At 36.3% G+C, this 20,763-nt stretch carries 17 protein-coding genes; 15 read left to right on the forward strand and 2 right to left on the reverse strand.

Going from position 1 to position 20,763, the window contains the following annotated elements:
- Positions 1 to 144: 144 nt before the first annotated feature.
- The 15 genes from O970_RS08150 (at position 145) to cas6f (ending at position 18,605) form a co-directional block, all read left to right on the forward strand.
- Positions 145 to 534, forward strand: a complete 390-nt coding sequence (locus tag O970_RS08150) for a hypothetical protein (RefSeq protein ID WP_024496618.1) — start codon at positions 145 to 147, stop codon at positions 532 to 534.
- Positions 535 to 652: 118 nt separating this feature from the next.
- Positions 653 to 1,216 carry a hypothetical protein gene (locus tag O970_RS08155; protein WP_238610618.1) on the forward strand — a complete coding sequence of 188 codons (564 nt, stop codon included), beginning with the start codon at positions 653 to 655 and terminating at the stop codon, positions 1,214 to 1,216.
- Positions 1,217 to 2,187: 971 nt separating this feature from the next.
- On the forward strand, positions 2,188 to 3,093 hold the full coding sequence (locus O970_RS08160) for a KilA-N domain-containing protein (protein ID WP_024496620.1): 906 nt from the start codon (positions 2,188 to 2,190) through the stop codon (positions 3,091 to 3,093).
- Between the two features lie 532 nt (positions 3,094 to 3,625).
- A complete protein-coding gene (gene dauA / locus O970_RS08165) occupies positions 3,626 to 5,302 on the forward strand; it encodes a C4-dicarboxylic acid transporter DauA (protein WP_024496621.1) in 1,677 nt (558 codons plus the stop codon).
- Positions 5,303 to 5,868: 566 nt separating this feature from the next.
- On the forward strand, positions 5,869 to 6,846 hold the full coding sequence (locus O970_RS08170) for an isoaspartyl peptidase/L-asparaginase family protein (protein WP_024496622.1): 978 nt from the start codon (positions 5,869 to 5,871) through the stop codon (positions 6,844 to 6,846).
- An 81-nt stretch (positions 6,847 to 6,927) separates the two neighbouring features.
- Positions 6,928 to 8,820 carry a dipeptide ABC transporter ATP-binding protein gene (locus O970_RS08175; RefSeq protein WP_024496623.1) on the forward strand — a complete coding sequence of 631 codons (1,893 nt, stop codon included), beginning with the start codon at positions 6,928 to 6,930 and terminating at the stop codon, positions 8,818 to 8,820.
- Between the two features lie 31 nt (positions 8,821 to 8,851).
- Positions 8,852 to 10,399, forward strand: coding sequence for a glutathione ABC transporter substrate-binding protein GsiB (gene gsiB, locus O970_RS08180; RefSeq protein WP_024496624.1), 1,548 nt, complete (start codon positions 8,852 to 8,854; stop codon positions 10,397 to 10,399).
- A gap of 116 nt (positions 10,400 to 10,515) precedes the next feature.
- Positions 10,516 to 11,436, forward strand: coding sequence for a glutathione ABC transporter permease GsiC (gsiC, locus tag O970_RS08185; RefSeq protein ID WP_024496625.1), 921 nt, complete (start codon positions 10,516 to 10,518; stop codon positions 11,434 to 11,436).
- A gap of 9 nt (positions 11,437 to 11,445) precedes the next feature.
- Positions 11,446 to 12,348 (forward strand): glutathione ABC transporter permease GsiD, encoded by a 903-nt coding sequence (gene gsiD, locus O970_RS08190; RefSeq protein WP_024496626.1) that lies wholly within the window; start codon positions 11,446 to 11,448, stop codon positions 12,346 to 12,348.
- 81 nt (positions 12,349 to 12,429) lie between these two features.
- Complete coding sequence (locus O970_RS08195) at positions 12,430 to 13,473, forward strand: P1 family peptidase (RefSeq protein ID WP_193553288.1); 1,044 nt, start codon at positions 12,430 to 12,432, stop codon at positions 13,471 to 13,473.
- Between the two features lie 52 nt (positions 13,474 to 13,525).
- Complete coding sequence (locus tag O970_RS08200) at positions 13,526 to 14,347, forward strand: M55 family metallopeptidase (protein ID WP_024496628.1); 822 nt, start codon at positions 13,526 to 13,528, stop codon at positions 14,345 to 14,347.
- 299 nt (positions 14,348 to 14,646) lie between these two features.
- Positions 14,647 to 16,044 carry a type I-F CRISPR-associated protein Csy1 gene (csy1, locus tag O970_RS08205; RefSeq protein ID WP_024496629.1) on the forward strand — a complete coding sequence of 466 codons (1,398 nt, stop codon included), beginning with the start codon at positions 14,647 to 14,649 and terminating at the stop codon, positions 16,042 to 16,044.
- Positions 16,044 to 16,970, forward strand: a complete 927-nt coding sequence (gene csy2, locus O970_RS08210) for a type I-F CRISPR-associated protein Csy2 (RefSeq protein ID WP_024496630.1) — start codon at positions 16,044 to 16,046, stop codon at positions 16,968 to 16,970. Before csy1 ends, csy2 begins: the two co-directional genes overlap by 1 nt.
- A 16-nt stretch (positions 16,971 to 16,986) precedes the next feature.
- Positions 16,987 to 18,015 carry a type I-F CRISPR-associated protein Csy3 gene (gene csy3 / locus O970_RS08215; protein WP_024496631.1) on the forward strand — a complete coding sequence of 343 codons (1,029 nt, stop codon included), beginning with the start codon at positions 16,987 to 16,989 and terminating at the stop codon, positions 18,013 to 18,015.
- 5 nt (positions 18,016 to 18,020) lie between these two features.
- Positions 18,021 to 18,605 (forward strand): type I-F CRISPR-associated endoribonuclease Cas6/Csy4, encoded by a 585-nt coding sequence (gene cas6f / locus O970_RS08220; RefSeq protein ID WP_036563095.1) that lies wholly within the window; start codon positions 18,021 to 18,023, stop codon positions 18,603 to 18,605.
- Between the two features lie 172 nt (positions 18,606 to 18,777).
- Here cas6f and O970_RS08225 read toward each other — a convergent pair whose 3' ends face one another.
- Both O970_RS08225 and O970_RS08230 read right to left on the reverse strand, forming a co-directional pair.
- Entirely contained in the window at positions 18,778 to 19,179 is a 402-nt protein-coding gene (locus tag O970_RS08225; protein WP_024496633.1) for a protease inhibitor I42 family protein, read from the reverse strand.
- 1,075 nt (positions 19,180 to 20,254) lie between these two features.
- Positions 20,255 to 20,524, reverse strand: a complete 270-nt coding sequence (locus tag O970_RS08230; RefSeq protein ID WP_024496634.1) for a hypothetical protein — start codon at positions 20,522 to 20,524, stop codon at positions 20,255 to 20,257.
- Positions 20,525 to 20,763 lie beyond the last annotated feature (239 nt).

The raw sequence follows: 20,763 nt of genomic DNA on the forward strand, positions 1-20,763 counted from the left end.
CATGATGCGGATATCACAACTTATGCTTGTCGTAATGGAATATCTCTTCCAGATGACGATTTTACAGAGGTCAATGGTGTAGCAGGACAAGAAAATAGTCCAGCTCAATATAAAGCCAATTATTGGGAAGTCAACGTCCGTGCTATGGAAATGCGCAGTGATTATAGTAATACCTACGGTTCAAAAAATGAGATTAAAGCTGTAGAGAATTATAATGAAGTCATAACAAATTATAAATTAGAGAAAATCATATATGATTATTTATTAAAACAATATCAAAATAAGTTGGAAGTTTATCATCAAGCAATCAGTAAGGGGCAGCAAATGGAAAAACCGCAGCCTATATCACCGCCTATAAAACCTAAAGATTACGATTTAAATAAAGAACGCTACGACAGTATAATTATAAGAGATAGGAATGAAAAAGATAGCGGGGGTCCTATTATGCCAAAAGGTGCATGGTATGCACCAAAAACAGGTAAAACACCATTAGGTTTAAAATCTGGGCTTTTAGAGTATAAACCGAAAATTTAAACAAAGGTTAAGTATGATTATAAGAAAATTTAACAGTAAAAACGTGTCAATTATAGCTATAGTGACCATTTTACTTATAAGTTATACCAGTTGGAGATATCACAAAATGAATTATCAAATGGCAATATTAGAAACAGCTACAGATTGGGACTCTCCGGATTTTCCATCCAAAAAAGTATATTTTGATGCATCAAAATGGTTAAAACAGAAACAATATATAAAAATAGATGATTACCGTCTTTTAAATTTAAACTATGAAAAATTTGATTTATTATATGAAACTGAAATGGAATCTGGTTGGTCGTTTATTTCATCAGCTTTTCTACAAGCAATCGCAGATGCTGGGGGAGATATAGGCAAAGAATTAAATGAACTTAAAAAATTAAACTCACTACAACTGAAAAAAATATTATCCCCAATCCTCAAATGGCAGTATTTATATACTGAATTCGATAAAGAGACATTGTTACCAACATTAGATTATTTTTTATTTGAATTTGATTATAAAGGTAAAATATATGAACTTTTGCTAATAAGAACAATTTATGAAGACGAATTTATATTTTTGAATTTCTTTGGTTTAGATTATAAAGGTTGGACTGAAAGAGATTTGCCAGATAATTTTCTTACCTATAAAAAGTATCTTGAAAAGAATCATTTATCTACTTTACCTGTAGATTAATTTTTTCTTGAAAAATAGATACTATTCAAGCTAAAAACATCCTCTTTGTTTATTTGTAAAATATATCTTCATCGTTAAATTAAGTACTACAAGAGCTTAATGGTAAATAGCTATTAACTAGCTATTTACTCATCACTAAACCGTCCTTTTCTGATAAGTATCTTTAATATTGACTGGCTTATTGAGCTGTCTGTCTAAAAAGTTAGCACAGTTTATTTCTATGATGTAAATAAAATATATATATTTTGCCTAAATATCTTTATTTTTATTAAAAAAATAAATCATTAATAATCATCATGTTATGATTTTTTTTGCAATTTTTCACTAATATTTTTTTATATAAAATAGTGTTAAATATTCTTAATATATTCAATCATTTAAGTTAAATATTTTTATTTTATAACGAATAAAAAACAAAATACTGTCCTAAAGTACAGCTTCTCTTTCATCTTAAATTTTGCTAGCATATACAAATTGATAACTATTTATGTGAAATGGAATTATTGGAGGTAATAGTATAATAATCTTCTTCTTAGGGAGCTAGAATAGCTACACATAATCATATAATTAATTACACGCAATAATATAAGTGACAGCGTTAACGAATTACATATTGTAAGATTGTCAGCCCTATATTTATTGTCTAATTCTTTATTTAAGAAAAGAGAGATGTTAAAAAAATGATTAAATTTAAAAATATGCTTCATACCAGAATATATCAGGTTCAGACAACCAATGTTAGCTTTAATAAAAAGCTCGGCTTATCACTGAGCTTAATTATGATTATTTAACTTTAGAAGCCGCTTATTCAGCGGAAGAATTGACATATTAAATACTACTTATGTGAAATTTTCTCAGCCACCTATTCGGCGGTGGTGAAGGATTATATCAAACGTCGTGCATTATTTTAAAGTAAAATTACGCTATTTTTAGATAAAGTACTTTTTATAAAAAAGGAGATAAATAGAAAAATGTTAAATATTAACTTAATAAAGCCATTGAAGGAAAACCGAAATGGAAAATCTTATCAAAAAGCAAAAACCCCAGATGCGGTCACATCTGAGGTAATATCATTAATTCCAACAAGACAAAGCGAAATTAACCCTATGAAGAATAACATAATTTACAGAGACAGTCCAATTATAGCCGACATCGCTATTACCGTAGATGCAAAAGGCCGTTTTAATCTTAATGCGTTGCATAAGGCGAGTGGATTAGATAGCAACAAATCACCTACGTTGTGGTTGAAGACTCAAATCACACAAGATTTAATTAAAGAACTAAGGCAGAATCCTGCCTTCCTTCAAGAATCAACCGATATGCGAAAACGTACATCACTGATGATTAAACGTGGTATTAATCAAGAATTTTTTGCCCATGAACTTCTAGCTATATCTTATGCTGGCTGGATTGGTCCTAAATTTCAATTAATGGTTAATCAAGCCTTTTTGAATTACAAAAAAGTGAAACTTGCACAAACAAAGACGATACAAAAATATTATTTACTGGAATATCGTCAAGCCAAAGCGATGGAGCTATCTGTTAAATTATTAGATACAGTGTTTAGTAACCTTACTCATTTTAGCGAAAAATCTAAGCAAGTTATTTATGCAAATACTTTAAACCTTATTGCGGGTAAGGAGATAATCCCACAACCACCATTAGAAAATAAAACATACACGGCAACAGAAGTGGGTAAACGGTTAAATATATCCGCAAATAGAGTTGGCCGTATAGCTAATAAGCTTAACTTAAAAACAAAAGAATATGGGATATTTATATTAGAAAAATTACATTCTTGCGATAAATATGTTGAGTCTTTTAGATATAATGAAAAAGCAATTAGAGAGATTAACCATTATTTAGATGAAAAATAACTGGTTTAAAAGTATGAAGGGATAACACATTTTACCAATAAAATTTATTAGGAAAATGTGTTATCCACTTACACGCTATCTTATAAAATTTTTCCTAACATAACACAACTAAAAAGTAAAATTTTTATTGGTAGAAATAAAAAATGGATTTAAATATAAAAGATGGCATTATACTAAACTGTGTCAATAGTAAAAGCGTCTGAAGCAGACACATCTACTAAATAGCGAATAATATAGTATTAATATTGCTATCTTATTAAAGTAAAAACCAAAAAATTTTATTACGATCCTCTTTTATATTTTTATAATCGGCGTATGTTATTCATGTTTTTTAATTATTAGGAACATCGTTCATTAATGAATTTAATCTTAAATAAATCCTCATTCCGTTTTAATAGTATTGGTCGATTTTTCGATACCTAATACGATAACGCGTTCTTTATTTACTGGCCCCTTATTTGGTACTGACGATGATTAGTTGTAGCAAATGAGCGATAAATTTACTTATTTAACTTAACAGCAAAAGATCAAAATGAAATGGCATCATCTTAGTCGCATACAAATAGGCAGTGCTTTTCGCGCAGCCTGCTTTGAACAAGCATATAATCGAGTACGATTTGTAAACGATCTCATTGCCGGGATCACGGTTGGCATTATTGCTATTCCGCTGTCCATGGCATTGGCAATCGCAAGCGGTGTACCTCCTCAGCATGGTTTATATACGGCAATTATTGCTGGGGTTGTTATCGCGTTAACAGGTGGTTCGCGGTTTAGTATTTCAGGACCAACTGCCGCATTTGTGGTCATGCTTTATCCAGTATCGTTACAATTTGGTTTGTCTGGTTTATTCGTTGCCACCCTATTGTCTGGCCTGTTTCTTATTGTGATGGGCATTATTCGATTAGGCCGCTTAATCGAATATATTCCGTTGCCAGTGGTTTTAGGTTTTACCTCTGGTATCGGTATTACCATCGCAACAATGCAAATTAAGGATTTTTTTGGGTTGTCTATTTCATCAATGCCTGAAGATTATATCGGGAAAATGATGGTTATTATTCGACAATTTCCTACATTATCCGTTGCGGATACGTTGGTGGCGATAAGTACATTATTGACGCTGATCGTTTGGCCAAAATTACGTTTAAAATTTCCAGGACATTTACCTGCATTGATTGTCGGTGTGCTTGTGATGTTTTTATTACAAGGATTCGGTTATTCGGTAGATACCATCGGATCGCGTTTTAGTTATACGTTGACCGATGGCTCAATTGGGCATGGTATTCCAGCTCTATTACCTGAATTTACGTTACCTTGGAAACTAACTGATTTTGATTGGAATTGGGCGACAATTTCGGCATTAATTCCGGTTTCTTTAACGATGGCAATGTTATGCGCTATTGAATCACTGCTATGTGCCGTAGTGTTAGATGAGATGACCCACACAAAACATAACTCTAATAGTGAATTAATTGGGCAGGGGTTAGGGAACGTGCTCGCTGCCTTTTTTGGTGGGATATCCGCGACAGCGGCAATTGCACGTTCGGCGGCTAATGTTAAAGCGGGGGCGACATCACCAATATCATCTTGCATACACGCGTTAGTGGTCTTATTGGCTTTAGTCAGTTTAGCTAAATATCTCTCTTTTCTACCATTGTCAGCGATGGCGGCACTGTTATTAATCGTTGCTTGGAATATGAGTGATGCTAAACGAGTCGGCTATATTATTAAACGCGCGCCTAAAGACGATATTATTATTTTATTGATTTGTATGTTATTGACGGTATTAGCGGATATGGTTGTTGCCATAACAGTAGGCATTGTCTTAGCTTCGCTATTATTTATGCGCCGTATTGCTCATATGACAAAAATTGTCGAATTGCCACAAAGCACACCAACTACCTTGGTTGTTCGTATTAGTGGTCCGCTGTTTTTTGCCGCAGCAGAAAAAACATTTTTAGCTTTATATAATCGTATTAATGGTTATCAGCATATTGTTTTACAGTGGGATGCGGTACCACTTTTAGATGCTGGGGGATTAAATGCACTTATCCATTTTATTGATGCTTTACCTGAACATGTCGATTTAGCTATTACCGAGTTACAATTTCAACCATTGAAAACGTTAGCCAGAGCCAATGTGATGCCTATACCAAATAAATTAATGTTTTATTCTACTATTGATGAAGCGTTGGCAGATAAATCGCTATAAAAGGTAATCGATCCAGTGCTGTACATGCAGCACTGACAATTCATCGCATTGTTAGGCTAAAGAGCAAAATGTTATCCCATTATACAAAATATAAACTGACTAAAGACGCTATTCAATGAAAAAAGATTGACTGGAAAATACGCGAGTTTTTATCCTTTTCCTGTTTCTCTACTAATAGTAAATATCGCACTGTTTACCATTACTCAACATTAAATAATTTAAAATAAGGGTATTGTTCGTCATTTGTTTTTAGACTATTTATTATCATCATAACTGTTTGATGGCGATAGGCTAGTCAATGGTTGTTTTGTTGTCTAATAAATGGGGGATTAAAATTAATTACCTTACCTTACCTTACCTTACCTTACCTTACCTTATCGCATAAGTTATAAGCGCTATTAGTTTGTTTTATATGCTTATTGTTCATTTTATGATTTGCTTATATCTCTAGTTTTGTACTTTACAAACTACAATCAGTGCCCTATATTCAATTAAAATCCATCATTATTGATTGTTTTTTCTTCAAAAATAACTTTTTTAACTTTATTAATTGTAGGTTTATGGATATGGCAAAAAAACCTTTAATTGCTATTCATGGCGGAGCAGGGACCATGACTCAATCATTATTGAGTAGCAGCAAAGAAACGGACTATTTAACGTCATTAAACGCGATTGTTGCTGCCGGACAAGCTATATTAGCCAAAGGCGGTAGTGCTTTAGATGCGGTGACAACGGCTGTGTGTCTATTAGAAGATAATCCTTTGTTTAATGCAGGTAAAGGTGCGGTATTTACTCATTCAGGAAAGAATGAATTAGATGCTGCAATTATGGATGGTGCTACTTTAAACGCGGGGGCGGTAGCAGGTGTTTCTCATATTCGTAATCCTATTTTAGCTGCTAAAGCAGTGTTAAACCATGGTAAGCAAGTTTTTTTAATTGGCAAAGGCGCAGAAGCATTTGCGGCGGCTAACGGTATTGAGTTAGTTGATTCCGATTATTTTTTTACTCAAGAACGCTATGATCAATTACAGGCCGCATTAGCGATAGGGCAAGAGAATGTGTTAGATCATGATAGTCAATCACTATCACTAAACCACATTAACTCTGATCCGATTGATCCTAAAAATAAGTTGGGTACGGTAGGCGCTGTTGCATTAGATGCCCATGGTAATTTGGCGGCGGCTACTTCAACTGGTGGTTTGACAAATAAAGTTGATGGACGAGTGGGTGATTCCCCCATTATTGGTGCTGGCTGTTATGCCAATAATAATACCGTTGCCGTATCAGCAACAGGCACAGGAGAGATGTTTATTCGTGGTGTCGTTGCTTATGATGTTTCGGCATTAGTTGAGTATGCCGGTTTATCTTTAGAACAAGCAGCCCATCGAGTTGTCATGGATAAATTGCCTAAAATTAATGGTCGAGGAGGCATCATTGCTATTGATCATTTAGGTAATATTGCCATGCCATTTAATACGGAAGGTATGTATCGCGGCTTTGGTTATGTAGGTGACGCACCAAAAGTTGCTATTTATAAGACATAAAAGATTAATAACTAAGCTAAGTCGGCAGCCGGATAATTTTTATTAGGGTGACGATCAATTATGGTATAGGGGCACATTACAATGAATAAGCAAGCACCTTCTTTGACGCGACAAAATAGATCACGGCGTGTAACCGATAATGCTCGTCCAGTGATTGAGGTAAAAGATCTTTGTGTTGATTTTATCAGTGAGGATCATCATGTCCAAGCTGTTCGCCATCTTTCATTTCAGGTAAAGGCTGGGGAAACTTTAGCTATTGTTGGCGAATCTGGATCGGGTAAATCGGTGACATCGCTTTCGTTAATGCGTTTAGTTGAGCAAGGGGGAGGCAAAATTACCCAAGGCGAGTTATTATTTAATTTGCAGGAAACGATCGTTGATTTAGCTAAAGCGGATAGCAAGACCATTCGCGCCTTACGCGGTGCAAATATCGCTATGATTTTTCAAGAGCCGATGACTTCGCTTAACCCTGTCTTTTCTGTTGGGGAACAAATCGCCGAATCAATTCGTCTTCATCAACATAAAACTCGGGCTGAGGCGCGATTAGAAGCATTAGCCATGCTTAAAAAAGTACGTATACCTGAAGCAGAAAATGTGTTAAATCGTTATCCGCATCAATTATCGGGCGGTATGCGTCAACGCGTGATGATTGCCATGGCTTTATCTTGCAAACCAAATTTATTAATTGCGGATGAACCCACTACCGCACTGGATGTGACCATTCAATCACAAATTTTACAGCTTATTAAAACGTTACAAGCTGAAATGAATATGGCGGTTATCTTTATTACGCACGATATGGGCGTGGTTGCTGAAGTAGCAGATCGCGTATTAGTTATGTATCGCGGTGAGAAAATCGAAGAAGGGCTGGCTGCGGATATTTTTGCTAATCCAAAACAGACTTATACGCAAACCTTATTAGCCGCTGTACCAAAACTAGGCGCCATGCAAGGTAGTGATTTACCCGCTAAGTTCCCATTATTAAATAATACCAATTTATCAAACCCGCAGGAGTTAGTTAAACCAGTTGATTATAGTCAGCCACCTATTTTATCGGTTGATCAGTTAGTTACACGCTTTGATATTCGTAGTGGTTTATTAAATCAAGTCACCCGACGGGTCCATGCGGTTGAAAAAGTGAGTTTCGATCTCTATTCAGGAGAAACTTTATCCTTAGTCGGTGAGTCTGGATGTGGTAAATCGACAACAGGACGTGCTTTACTGGGGCTCGTCGCTAATCAAGGCGGCGCAATTTATTTTGATGGACAACGCATTGATCAGCTTTCGGGCGCCGCCTTGCAAAAATTACGACGTGATATTCAATTTATTTTTCAAGATCCTTTCGCCTCCTTAGATCCTCGTTTAACCGTTGGTTTTTCTATCATGGAACCCTTATTAATTCATGAAAAAATATCTCGCCAAGCGGCAGAATCGCGTGTGGCTTGGTTATTAGAACGCGTAGGATTAAATGCACAGCACGCCAAACGCTATCCGCATGAATTTTCGGGCGGTCAACGCCAACGTATCTGTATTGCCAGAGCCTTAGCACTTAACCCTAAAGTGATTATTGCTGATGAATCAGTTTCGGCGTTAGATGTCTCGATTCAAGCTCAGGTGATTAATCTGCTATTAGAATTACAGCATGAATTCGGTATTTCATTGTTATTTATCTCTCATGATATGGCCGTTGTTGAACGGATTAGCCATCGCGTGGCAGTCATGTATTTAGGTCAGATTGTTGAAATGGGATCGCGTCGTGAGATTTTCGAACATCCACACCACCCTTATACCAAAAAGCTAATGGCCGCAGTGCCAACCCCTGATCCAGCAAGACGTCATGTGAAACGAGAATTAATGACTAGCGAAATACCAAGTCCTGTTAGAAAAATAGGTGATGAGCCACATATTGAACCATTGATTCGCATTAATGATCAACATCTGGTCGCTATGCATTCGGTGTCAGCACTATATTAAATAAAAAAATCATGGATTAAAGGAGAAAACAATGCTTAAAAGATATCGTTATAAGAGCTTATTAATGACTGGGCTTGCGGTTTATATGAGCCTAATTGCATTTCCTAGTTATGCCACGAAAGAGGTCACGATTGCTGTTTATTCCAATTTTTCTAGTTTAGATCCTTATGATACCAATGATACGTTATCCCAAGCCATGGCGAAATCGTTTTATCAAGGACTGTTTGGTTTTGATCAAGATTCAAAATTAGTCAATGTACTGGCAGATAGTTATACCGTTAACGAGGCTGGCACGGAATATACCATCTTTTTACGCAAAGGCATAAAATTTCATGATGAGACTGATTTTAATGCAGATGCGGTCAAAGCGACCTTTGATCGGGTGACCAATCCCGATAATCATTTAAAACGATATAACCTATTTAGTCGTATTATTAACACGGAAGTCATTAATTCTTACACGGTTAAATTTACGTTAAATCAGCCTTTTTCGGCATTTATCAACACGCTAGCTCACCCATCGGCGGTGATCATTTCTCCAACGGCATTAGCTAAATATGGTAAAGATATTGCCTTTCATCCAGTCGGTACGGGCCCATTTGTGTTTACTGAATGGAATGCCACCGATTATGTCAAAGGCAAAAAATTTGACCAGTATTGGAAAAAGGGTTTACCGAAAATAGATACCATTATCTGGCGTCCAATTATCGAAAATAATACACGTGCAGCGATGATACAAACTGGGGAAGCGCAATTTGCTTTTAGCATTCCTTATGAGCAGGCAAAGCTATTAGAAAAAAATGATAAATTAGTCTTGGTTTCGACGCCTTCTATTATTGCTCGTTATATTAGTTTAAATGTTACAAAGAAACCTTTTGATGATGTACGTGTCCGCCAAGCGCTTAATTATGCTATTAATAAAGAGGCGTTAGCCAAAGTTGCGTTTGCTGGTTACGCAACGCCAATACGTGGCGTCGTACCGGCTGGGGTTGATTTTGCTGTCGATTATGGTCCATGGCCTTATGACCCAGATAAAGCCCGAGAATTATTAGCTGAAGCGGGTTATCCTACCGGTTTTTCTACGGTGCTATGGTCTAGCTACAATCATACCACCGCTCAGAAAGTCATCCAGTTTATACAACAACAATTAAAACAAGTTGGGATAAATGTGGCAATTGAGGCAATGGAAGTGGGACAACGGGTTGCGCGCGTTGAAAGTGTGCCATCCGTTGATGACGCTGAGGTTAAAATGTATTACACGGGTTGGTCATCATCCACGATGGAATCTGATTGGGCGATCACGCCATTATTAGCCACTTCATCTTGGCCGCCAAAAATGTATAACACGGCATATTACAGTAATCCTGTAGTTGATGAAAAACTTCAACAAGCTTTGCTAACCAACGATCGTGAGACGAAAAAGATATTATATAAAGAGATTCAGGATCAAATTTGGGCGGATGCGCCGTGGATATTTTTATTGGGTGATAAACAATTGTATGTGCATAGCAAAAATTTAACGGGTATGAGTGTGATGATTGATGGATCTTTCTATTTTGAAGATATCGATTTGCACTAATTAACAAAAAATAGCGATCTATGCTGATAACTAGCATAGATCTTCACTTTTATATTCGAACATAAATCGTTACCAATAATGACGAATAGGTAAGTTTATTTTATTGGATTTGCAATATGCTAAATTATTTTATTAAGCGGTTGTTAGGTTTAATTCCCACCTTATTTATTGTGATGACCGTGGTGTTTTTCTTTATTCATTTACTGCCGGGCGATCCTGCTCGATTAGTTGCAGGTCCTGAGGCGGACGACACGGTTGTCAATATGATTCGTCATGAATTGGGATTAGATAAACCCTTATGGCAGCAATTTGGTCAATTTTTTATCAATATTATCAATGGTGATTTTGGGATTTCAATCCGCACTAAGCGACCCGTTATTGATGAAATTGCAATGCGGTTTATGCCAACCTTATTACTTACATTAACCAGTATGTTCTGGTCTGTGCTTGTAGGTATGGCAATTGGAATGGTTTCTGCGGTATGGCGAAATAAATGGCAAGATCGTTTAGGTATGGCGTTTGCCGTCACAGGGATCTCTTTTCCCTCTTTTGCTTTAGGTATGATGTTAATTCAGATCTTTTCTGTCAAATTAGGGTGGTTACCAACGGTAGGGGCGGCAAGTTGGCAACACTATATTTTGCCTTCATTAACACTTGGGGCATCGGTTGCGGCTGTAATGGCGCGTTTTACGCGTTCTTCTTTTATCGATGTATTACATGAGGATTATATTCGTACCGCTAGGGCAAAAGGGCTTAAAGAGTCGGTGGTAGTGATTAAGCATAGTTTACGTAATGCCATGATACCCGTCATTACTATGATGGGATTACAATTTGGATTTTTATTAGGTGGTTCTATTATTGTTGAAAAAGTGTTTAATTGGCCAGGACTTGGACGCTTATTAATTGATTCGGTTGAGGCTCGCGATTATCCGATTATCCAGATAGAAGTCCTTTTATTTTCCTTAGAATTTATCTTAATTAATCTAGTTGTCGATTTTTTATATGCGGCAATGAATCCAACTATCCGTTATCAATAAGGTATCGATATGCATACTAATGGTTCTACCACTATTGATGTAACATCGGCGTCTCAGGGGCAAGTGCGTACCCCTTGGCGTGAATTTTGGCGTAAGTTTAAACGACAAAAAATTGCCGTAGTTGCAGCAAGTTTTATTTTATTATTGATTGTCGTTGCGATCTTTGGGCGTTGGTTAGCCCCATACGATGCAGAAAATGATTTTGATTATATGCTGATTAATGAAGGTCCCTCAATGGCACACTGGTTTGGCGTTGATGCCTTAGGTCGGGATATTTTTAGCCGTATTTTAATTGGGACACAACTATCGCTAACTGCGGGCTTTTTTTCGGTAGCGTTAGGGGCAGTTGTTGGTACGATGATGGGGCTGATGGCGGGCTTTTATGGCGGTTGGTGGGATCGCATTACCATGCGGATTTCTGATGTACTATTTGCTTTCCCAGGAATGCTATTGGCTATTGGTGTTGTTGCTATCATGGGCAATGGCATGATTAATGTGATTGTTGCGGTATCTATTTTTAGTATTCCGGCTTTCGCACGGTTAGTACGCGGTAATACGTTAGTCTTAAAGAATATGACCTATATTGAAGCGGTAAAAAGTATCGGTGCTTCTAATTGGACAATTATTATGCGCCATATATTACCTGGCACGGTATCGGGGATTGTTGTTTATTTTACGATGCGTATAGGCACATCGATTATTACCGCGGCAAGTTTATCCTTTTTAGGTTTAGGCGCGCAGCCACCTACCCCAGAGTGGGGGGCGATGTTAAATGAGGCGCAGGCGGATATGATGATTGCTCCCCATGTTGCTATATTTCCAAGTTTAGCGATATTTTTTACGGTACTTGCCTTTAATTTGTTAGGTGATGGATTACGTGATGCGTTGGATCCAAAATTAGACCAAAAATAGTGATTTATAGATAAGAATAAATAGTGTCTCGTGCATGGTATTGCTATTGTGATATCAAAACAGAGGAACAACTAACGACAAATGATAATAAAAAAGATCCCACGCATAGGTAAATTAAGATCGGGTGAATTAGATTTGATTACCGATATTGCTGGTATAACCGTTGGACACTGTACCTTGGATCAAGGTGCAATCCAAACGGGTGTTACCGTTATTAAGCCACATTGCTTGGATCCTTATTTACATAAAGTCCCCGCCGCGGCGACGGTGATTAACGGTTTTGGTAAAAGTGTTGGTTTAATGCAGTTGGATGAATTAGGCGTATTTGAAACCCCTATCGCCTTAACTAATACGTTTTCGGTGTCTAGCGTCGCACAGGCACAAATTAAACAGGCTATTACCCTGAATCCAGAGATTGGCCGTGCTTGGCCCACCATTAATCCCTTAGTTTTTGAATGCAATGATGGATATCTCAACGATATTCAAGCGATGTCTATTACTGCCGAGCACTATAATACTGCCTATTCTCAAGCCGATCGTTATATGCAGCAAGGATCAGTTGGAGCAGGTCGTGGTATGTCATGTTTTAATCTTAAAGGTGGCATTGGCTCAGCGTCGCGCCTAGTAACATTAAATCATCAGCAACATTATTGTGTTGGTGCTTTGGTTCTGGCAAATTTTGGCATTTTATCGATGTTAACGTTGGCGGGTCAAGCACTCGGTCAGCAGCTAGCACCATGTTTACAACAAATGATGTCTGCCACCGAGAAAGGGTCAATTATTATGATTTTGGCCACCGATGCCCCATTAGATTATCGACAACTAAAACGGCTATCTTTACGGGCAGGGATTGGATTAAGCCGTACAGGTTCGTTTTGGGGACATGGGAGCGGTGATATTGCTTTGGCATTTTCCACGGCTTATACCCTCCCCCATGATCCTGAGCAACCCATGCCTGCCACCGCATTTATTCATGAGACATTATTAGATCCCTTTTTTCAAGCTGCGGCTGAAAGTGTTGAACAAGCAATTATTCATGCCTTATATCATGCACAAGCCGTACAAGGGCGCGATAATCACCAACGTTATAGCCTATCTGAACTCTATCCAGAATGGTTAATTTGAATCGGTTAATGAGCAGTAATGGTAAAAGTATATTAAGTATAAGGGCAAAATAATGCATATATTGATTTCCACAGATATTGAAGGTATAGCAGGTGTCTTCCATTCAGAACAAACCCGAGCAGGTAACAACGAATATGAGCAGGCTCGACGATGGATGGCAGCTGAAGCCAATGCCGCTGCATTAGCGGTATTAGACTATGCTCCTAACTATCAAGTGACTGTCAATGATTCACACGGTCATTTCAGGAATATGAATCCAGATAGTTTTGATCCACGCGTTCAACTAATTCAGGGTAAACCGCGTTATTTAAGTATGGCTTCAGGTGTTGAATTGGCGCCAGATGCTTTATTTATGATTGGATACCATGCCAAATCAAAATCTCGCGGTATTTTAGCACATACCATTAATGGCTTTGCTTTTTCACGGATTTGGTTAAATGATCTTGAATTAGGCGAGGCGGGGCTATACGCGGCCCTCGCTGGTGAGTTTAATGTTCCAGTCGCAATAGCAAGTGGTGACGATTGTTTTATTGCAGAAACCCAACTCTTATTACCTCATGTTACTTTTATTGAAACCAAGCAGGCACAAGGTCAATTTAGCGGTGTATCGCTGACGCCAAAGGCGGCATGTGATAAAATTTATAGTACTGTTCATCAATTTATGCAAAATAATCCATCATTACCGCTATTTCAACTTGTTGCACCTATAACGTGTCAACTACAGACCCAAACGCCCGCCTTAGCGGATTTATTTGCGCAGTGGCCAATAGTTGAAAGAGTCTCAGGTGATATGATTCAATTTAATGCTGATGGTGTACAATCTGCAATTCGGATCATAAATTGTTTTTCCGCTATGTCATTTATGTTACGTTAGTAAAAAATGCTTATAATTGTTTAGTCGTTTTTTGCCCAAATAGCTTGGTGAGATGGTATTGAATTGGCTATAAAAATTATTTAATATTCAATATAACCAACACTAATATGCTAAATTTAGCGCATTAGTTATTAATAGATACATGCACTATTTTGGCTAATTTAATTCTTTCTATTGATCTTAGTCAGCATCGTTGGTAATTTAAATAAAAGATGTTAACTCTAAAAATTATCGTTATAATGTTTTTATTATATCGATCAGTTTTTAGCTTTTATTATAAAAAAATAATAGGAAGGTATATGAATAATGATATTACCTCAATTTCTGATAAAGAGATTAGAAAAACCATATTGGAATTTTTACAGCAACGTCTTATCAATAATCAACATTATAAATTGGCTTCAGCTAAACTTGAAAAAGCACAACAAGCGAATAATTTAGACGCAATTAATGAAGCCAAACAGTTATTGTGTGAAATTAACCAGCGTTTTGAATTTGAAAATTGGATGGAAGATGCGCTCAATCGGCGGGCAGCATGGTTCAAAATTGCTACTCATTTATCAAAAGCTATTCATCCTAGTTCTAAAGGTTGCAATGTCAACTATAACACTTTTCAGGCAAAAAACCCTTCATCTTATATTAGTTCAGCAACGGTTGCTGGTTTACCTAATGATGCCACTGGTAATGCTGCTGCTTTGGATATTTTTTCATTGTTGAATCAAAAAGTTAATGAAAAAACTAATCTATTACAGCTTATCATTGATGATCATCCCGCACTACAGTTGGCTTTTTCGGATGACAAAGACAAAGCGGAAATTTATCTTAATAACTTAAGACGCATTATTTATGATTCTTGGCAAACACCACAAGCCTCTGAGTTAAACAAACAGTTTTATTGGCCAACGAGTAATAAAGCTTATTTAGCGAAACAGGACAACAGTTATAGCGTATTAATTCCATTACATCCATCATCACTTTGCCAAGTAATGTACCAAAAGATACAAGCACGATTTTCAGAAGCGAATAAACAAGCTATAGCTAACAAAAACAAAAAAGGCACGGAAAAGCAAGCCTATTTTACCTTTCATGATTTAGCGGTTATTGGAATAGGTGGTAGTAATCCTCAAGGCGTTAGTCAACTAGCAAGTAGCCAAGGTGGAAATTATTTATTGTTACCTTCTCTGCCACCTAGGTTTAATGTATTTCGACCGATCCGTTTAGGTAAAAAACAAAAAACAATTTTTCATAGAGGACTATATTATCATTGTCGCACTGGCTTTGAGGCGTTATTTTATGTTGTTAATTCCAATTTGCATAACAAGGCGATACGGGATAAACGTAAACAAGACGCTTTTCAAGTGATTATTGTTGAACTTTTGCAAGTAGTAAAACAATTACAAACCACTTTTAAACCTGGTTGGAGTAAAGATTACCCTAAATTAAATATTTATCAACAATATTGGCTCGATCCACAACGAGGTCAGTTAGACGGTGAAAGTGATTTTGCCTTCAAATATGAACAAGGTGATTGGATAAAAGAAATTGAAAAACAATTTGCACTTTGGATTTATGCTATTTTGCAAAAAAAATATGAGGATATGGCTGAGGCGTTTGATGATGCTGAAATAAGAGAGTGTCAGCGTGAATTCAAAAATGCAATTAAAGCCAGTCAGCGTAAACAAGAGGGGATTTTCTAGTGAGTGATGTTAGTTATTATTTATTATTTGATCATATTGAGATTCATGGCGCAAATGCAATATCGAGTCCTTTAACTTATGGTTTTCCCTCCATTACCGGTTTTTTAGGTGCAATTCATGCTTTAAGTCGTAAAATTGAATCTGAGTATAATCAATCTATTTGTCTAGATGGCGTGATGATTGCTTGTCATGACTATGAGTTACAGATTTATCGAAAAAATCATTTTGCTGATTACCGATTTAAATTAACGCGTAATCCCATAGGGAAAAATGGTAAACCACAAGCGATTATTCAAGAAGGAAAAGTCCATCTTGAAGTGTCATTGGTGGTGGAAGTGCGTTGTCATAGTCAATTATTGTGTCATCAAGATCAGCAAATCGCCTTTCAAACATGGGTAAAACAGCAGTTATTGCAACAACGTATCGCGGGTGGTAGCGTATTATCTATTGAAGATGTCTGCTTATTTGATGCGATGCAAGATCCACAATCTATCATAATGCGTTTATTGCCCGCGTATGTGCTTATTGATGCAAATCAACAATTGCAAGAGATCACGCAAGAACTACAGGCAATCGATCCAGATATGACGGGTTTGGATGCTTTAGTTGAAACAGCTAAGTTACATCACATACCCGAAAAAGATAGCTGGCAAACCCGATCCGTTAAAAAAGAGCGTGGTTGGTTAGTGCCAATTCATATGGGCTATCAAGCCATATCCCCGTTATTTGCAAAAGGCACGGTGGCACATGTTCGCGATGAACGTTATCCCGCACAATTTGTTGAATGTCTTTACGGCTTAGGTGAATGGGTTTTTCCTTATCGATTAAACGATCATTTTGCCAGTGCTTTTTGGCATTATAGAACCGTATCAACAGAAAATGTTGGTAATCTTTATTTAATACAGCAAGACCAAATCAATATATAAAATAATGAGGTAATCAATGTCTACTAAAAATAAATTAGAAACAGCAAGTGTTTTGGCTTTTAATCGTCATTTTGATATCTCCGATGCTATCTTTTTTCAACAACATAGTCATTCTGATAAAGAAACAAGCCCAATCCTAGTTACTGAAAAGTCAGTTCGTGGTACGATTTCAAATCGATTAAAGAATGCTATCGCCAATGATCCTTTAAAATTAGATGCTGAAATAGAAAAAGCTAACTTACAAAGAGTAGATGTAGCTATGTTAGATAGCGATAAAGATACGTTAGTGGTGGAATGGACATGTAAGGTATTACCTTTTGATGGTAAACCATCAATTTGTAACAATATAATCTATCAGGACCAACTTGTGTCTACTATCCAAAGCTATATAAAAGAGCAAGGTTTTACTGAATTAGCCTTACGCTATGCTACTAACATATTAAATGGGCGCTGGTTATGGCGTAATCGTATTTCAGCTGAAACGATTGCCATTGAGGTAACGCCGTTAGATATGCTTCATCGTAAAAGTCAGGCACCCATTAATATCGCGGATTGTAAACAGCTGTCATTGGTTGATTTTACTGATAATCAAACCGCGATTCAACAGCTAGCGAATTTAATTGAGGAGGGATTATCAGGCCAATCTTTTGTTATCTTTAAAGTACAAGCTAAACTCAAAATGGGCTTTGGTCAGGAGGTGTATCCATCACAAGAGCTGATTCTTGATACCGATAAAAATAAAAGTAAAATTTTATATAGCAAAAAAGACAATCAAGCGGCCATGCACTCTCAAAAAGTTAGTAATGCAATTCGTACCATTGACACTTGGTATGATGATATGGCCGAATTCCCTATCGCTATTGAGCCATATGGCGCAGTGACTACCATGGGACATGCTTTCCGTCAACCTAAGCAAAAACTCGATTTTTATACGTTATTTGATAATTGGATAATCAAAGGGGAAAAACCAGATATTTCACAGCAACATTATATTGTTGGGGTATTAATTCGTGGTGGTGTCTTTGGCGCAAGCGGCAAGGAGTAATAGTAATGTTAACCCATTATTTTGAATTACGCGCCATTCCTCAACTTGAGTTATCGGACATTGAGGTAATGAATCAAGTAATGCAATCTTTGCATTACTGTTTAGCTAAATATCAAGGACAAATAGGGATTTGCTTTCCTTGTTACTCAAAAAAACGCCAGACGCTAGGTGGCATTATTCGTTTATTTGGTACAGAACAACAGTTAAATGCACTTAAGCAAGCATTGAATCAGCAATATATCGTCCAAGATTACACCATAATGATGGCTATTCAACCTATCCCAATGACCAAGGACGATGGAGGGCATCGTTATTTATTAGTTAGTCGTGTTAGAACAAAGGGAATGAGCGCATTAAGACGCTCAGAAAAAAGATTAACGGCGCAAGGCGTATGGAACGAGGATGTACGACAAGCTATGATTAAAAAATGGGGAGACGTCTCACTGTCTTATCCGCATTGCCATCTTAAAAGTGTCAGCAATGGACAACATTTTATATTATGGGTAAATCAACGTTTTGTTGCCAAGGAGCACGCTGGGAACTTTAATAGCTATGGTATGAGCCAATCCGCTACTGTTCCTCATTTCTAGTGATAGAGTAATGGTTATTTATAAGAAAATTGGGTCGATATTCTATGACTAAATAGCAGGTTTGCTATCTTTATGGATAATCAGATAGTCAATTTTCATTTTGTTTGTTTTATGAGGTCAATACTCACCCTTAAATAAAATTTATTGGTGAGTATTTTAATAATTAGCCTCATTAACGACTAATAATTTGACAATTAAATTGCGTATCAGGAAGGATGTTCTGTTGCCAAGGACGCTGATAATTAAATTGTAATTGTCCCGTACCTTTTGCGTTAACTCGATAATACCAGATTGATTTAATTGGTTGACCTAAGCGTGTATCATTTGGTTGATTTTGATAAGTATTTTTTTGTGAGTCAAGTAGGGTTAAAAATGGTGGTTGATTAGCCAGTAACCAGTCGTATCCTGTGGAGGGATTACTCTCTAATGCAAGCTTAATTCTTTGCCCCACTTTTACATACAACGGTTTACAACTACGATCATTTTCCAGTTTGATTGTTGAATGTAAATTACCCGCACAAGCACTTAATGCAGTAGCACTGATCACGCCTATCATCATTTTACTCAATTTCATTTTGTACTCCTCTATGTACATTTGAGATATTTATTAATAAACTCGTTTTATACTTCCTGTATCAATACCTTATTTTATAATCTGCTCATAAACTATGGTATCTATTGATGATTATTTAATCTGCTATTTTTTCGCTGTCACTCTAACTAACCATGCACACCGTTTTCAAATAGATAATATTTATTCTCTATTATTTTTATTTTATGATTATATAGTATATAAAATAGTTTATGCATGATATGAGCCAATAAATTGATAAATTACTGTAATAATCTGGAGTGGTGATAGGCAATTAATAATCGATATTAACAGTATTGGTATTAGGAATGAGTCATCACCCATTGATAACGTTAATTATTTTTTAGGTAAGGTCCTAATAGGATAACTATTTGACTATTTATAGAGATATTATCATATATAACTCGACAATACGGGGGAGGTGTGGCGGTAATTATAGTGCTACTCAAATCACAGATACTGAACATTTTACTACTTAGAATACCGATAATTTTGGTTTAAAATGTATATCATGGTTTGATTATTTGTTTTATCAATGCACATGGGCAAAGTGAGTAACTTTGCCATTAATAATACAGATGATTAGCTCCAAAAAACAGTGATTGCCATTTAACCGTTTTATTTAACTAATAGAGATAGATAAGTGAGTAGCGGTCTTTAACTACGGTATAAATCGGGTATATTTGTATTTCTCTTACAGGTTTTTTTATAAGAAAATTAGTATTTCATTTCGTTATAACAAACTGCATAATTTATCAAAATAATGGTTGTTCTATTTCGATAATAGGTTACGGACGCAACTTGTTATAAGTGATGGATATACTCAAATTAGTACTGAATATTAATCTGTTGTATCTGCTATTTGATCAAATAACGATTATTGATATTTGATCAAAATTGCGTGAGCTAGTTCTTGCATAAAATTTATCAAACTCATTAAAAATAGCTTACGGAATCGTATTATACGATTCTGTAGAGAATAATCTTTGCTAGTACTATTGAGCAATCGACTATTAATAAATCCTACTACTGATAATTCTCTTATTTAGTGTAGAAATTAGTGAAAATGGCTACGTAATTCAATTAACTTTTCTTCAAGAATAAAGGTTAATGCTTCTCGAATACCTGAATGCTCAATGATAATGATGGCCTTAACTAATGCCAAGCATTGTTCAACTAACTCATCCGTATTCAGGTCAATAGTTTGCGTCTGGTAAGGGGTAGATTGCTCAAAAAGTTTACATGACGTAGCTGGTTGTGTAACGTTAGCGTGGGCTGTCGATAGATAAGAATTATGCTTAGCCCTAGGTAAGGTGGTGTATGCCATAATAATTCTCCTCAAAAACAATAGTAGTTATTATATCGTTGATATGACTAATTATCGTATTTACCACTGTATATATAAACAGTTAAATAGTATCATTTACTTGTCAGAACTTCAATTAACAATACCATTAAATTAGAGACAAATTACAACCCATCTATCGCTGTTATCATTATTGCTTTTTGGTTATGGTAAAGGGTTGTATATTGTTATTCACCTCAGGTTGGTATTTTTTCTTGGAT

Source organism: Candidatus Schmidhempelia bombi str. Bimp, from assembly GCF_000471645.3.
GTDB lineage: Bacteria > Pseudomonadota > Gammaproteobacteria > Enterobacterales > Orbaceae > Utexia > Utexia bombi.

Excerpts from the sequence above, each read along its gene's own strand:
- gsiD (WP_024496626.1), top strand. The coding sequence starts at position 11,446 with ATGCATACTAATGGTTCTACCACTATTGATGTAACATCGGCGTCTCAG.
- O970_RS08150 (WP_024496618.1), top strand. The coding sequence starts at position 145 with ATGGAAATGCGCAGTGATTATAGTAATACCTACGGTTCAAAAAATGAG.
- O970_RS08225 (WP_024496633.1), bottom strand. The coding sequence starts at position 19,179 with ATGAAATTGAGTAAAATGATGATAGGCGTGATCAGTGCTACTGCATTA.
- O970_RS08175 (WP_024496623.1), top strand. The coding sequence starts at position 6,928 with ATGAATAAGCAAGCACCTTCTTTGACGCGACAAAATAGATCACGGCGT.
- csy3 (WP_024496631.1), top strand. The coding sequence starts at position 16,987 with ATGTCTACTAAAAATAAATTAGAAACAGCAAGTGTTTTGGCTTTTAAT.
- O970_RS08160 (WP_024496620.1), top strand. The coding sequence starts at position 2,188 with ATGTTAAATATTAACTTAATAAAGCCATTGAAGGAAAACCGAAATGGA.
- gsiC (WP_024496625.1), top strand. The coding sequence starts at position 10,516 with ATGCTAAATTATTTTATTAAGCGGTTGTTAGGTTTAATTCCCACCTTA.
- O970_RS08230 (WP_024496634.1), bottom strand. The coding sequence starts at position 20,524 with ATGGCATACACCACCTTACCTAGGGCTAAGCATAATTCTTATCTATCG.
- csy1 (WP_024496629.1), top strand. The coding sequence starts at position 14,647 with ATGAATAATGATATTACCTCAATTTCTGATAAAGAGATTAGAAAAACC.
- gsiB (WP_024496624.1), top strand. The coding sequence starts at position 8,852 with ATGCTTAAAAGATATCGTTATAAGAGCTTATTAATGACTGGGCTTGCG.
- O970_RS08155 (WP_238610618.1), top strand. The coding sequence starts at position 653 with ATGGCAATATTAGAAACAGCTACAGATTGGGACTCTCCGGATTTTCCA.
- dauA (WP_024496621.1), top strand. The coding sequence starts at position 3,626 with ATGAAATGGCATCATCTTAGTCGCATACAAATAGGCAGTGCTTTTCGC.
- O970_RS08195 (WP_193553288.1), top strand. The coding sequence starts at position 12,430 with ATGATAATAAAAAAGATCCCACGCATAGGTAAATTAAGATCGGGTGAA.
- O970_RS08170 (WP_024496622.1), top strand. The coding sequence starts at position 5,869 with ATGGCAAAAAAACCTTTAATTGCTATTCATGGCGGAGCAGGGACCATG.
- O970_RS08200 (WP_024496628.1), top strand. The coding sequence starts at position 13,526 with ATGCATATATTGATTTCCACAGATATTGAAGGTATAGCAGGTGTCTTC.
- cas6f (WP_036563095.1), top strand. The coding sequence starts at position 18,021 with ATGTTAACCCATTATTTTGAATTACGCGCCATTCCTCAACTTGAGTTA.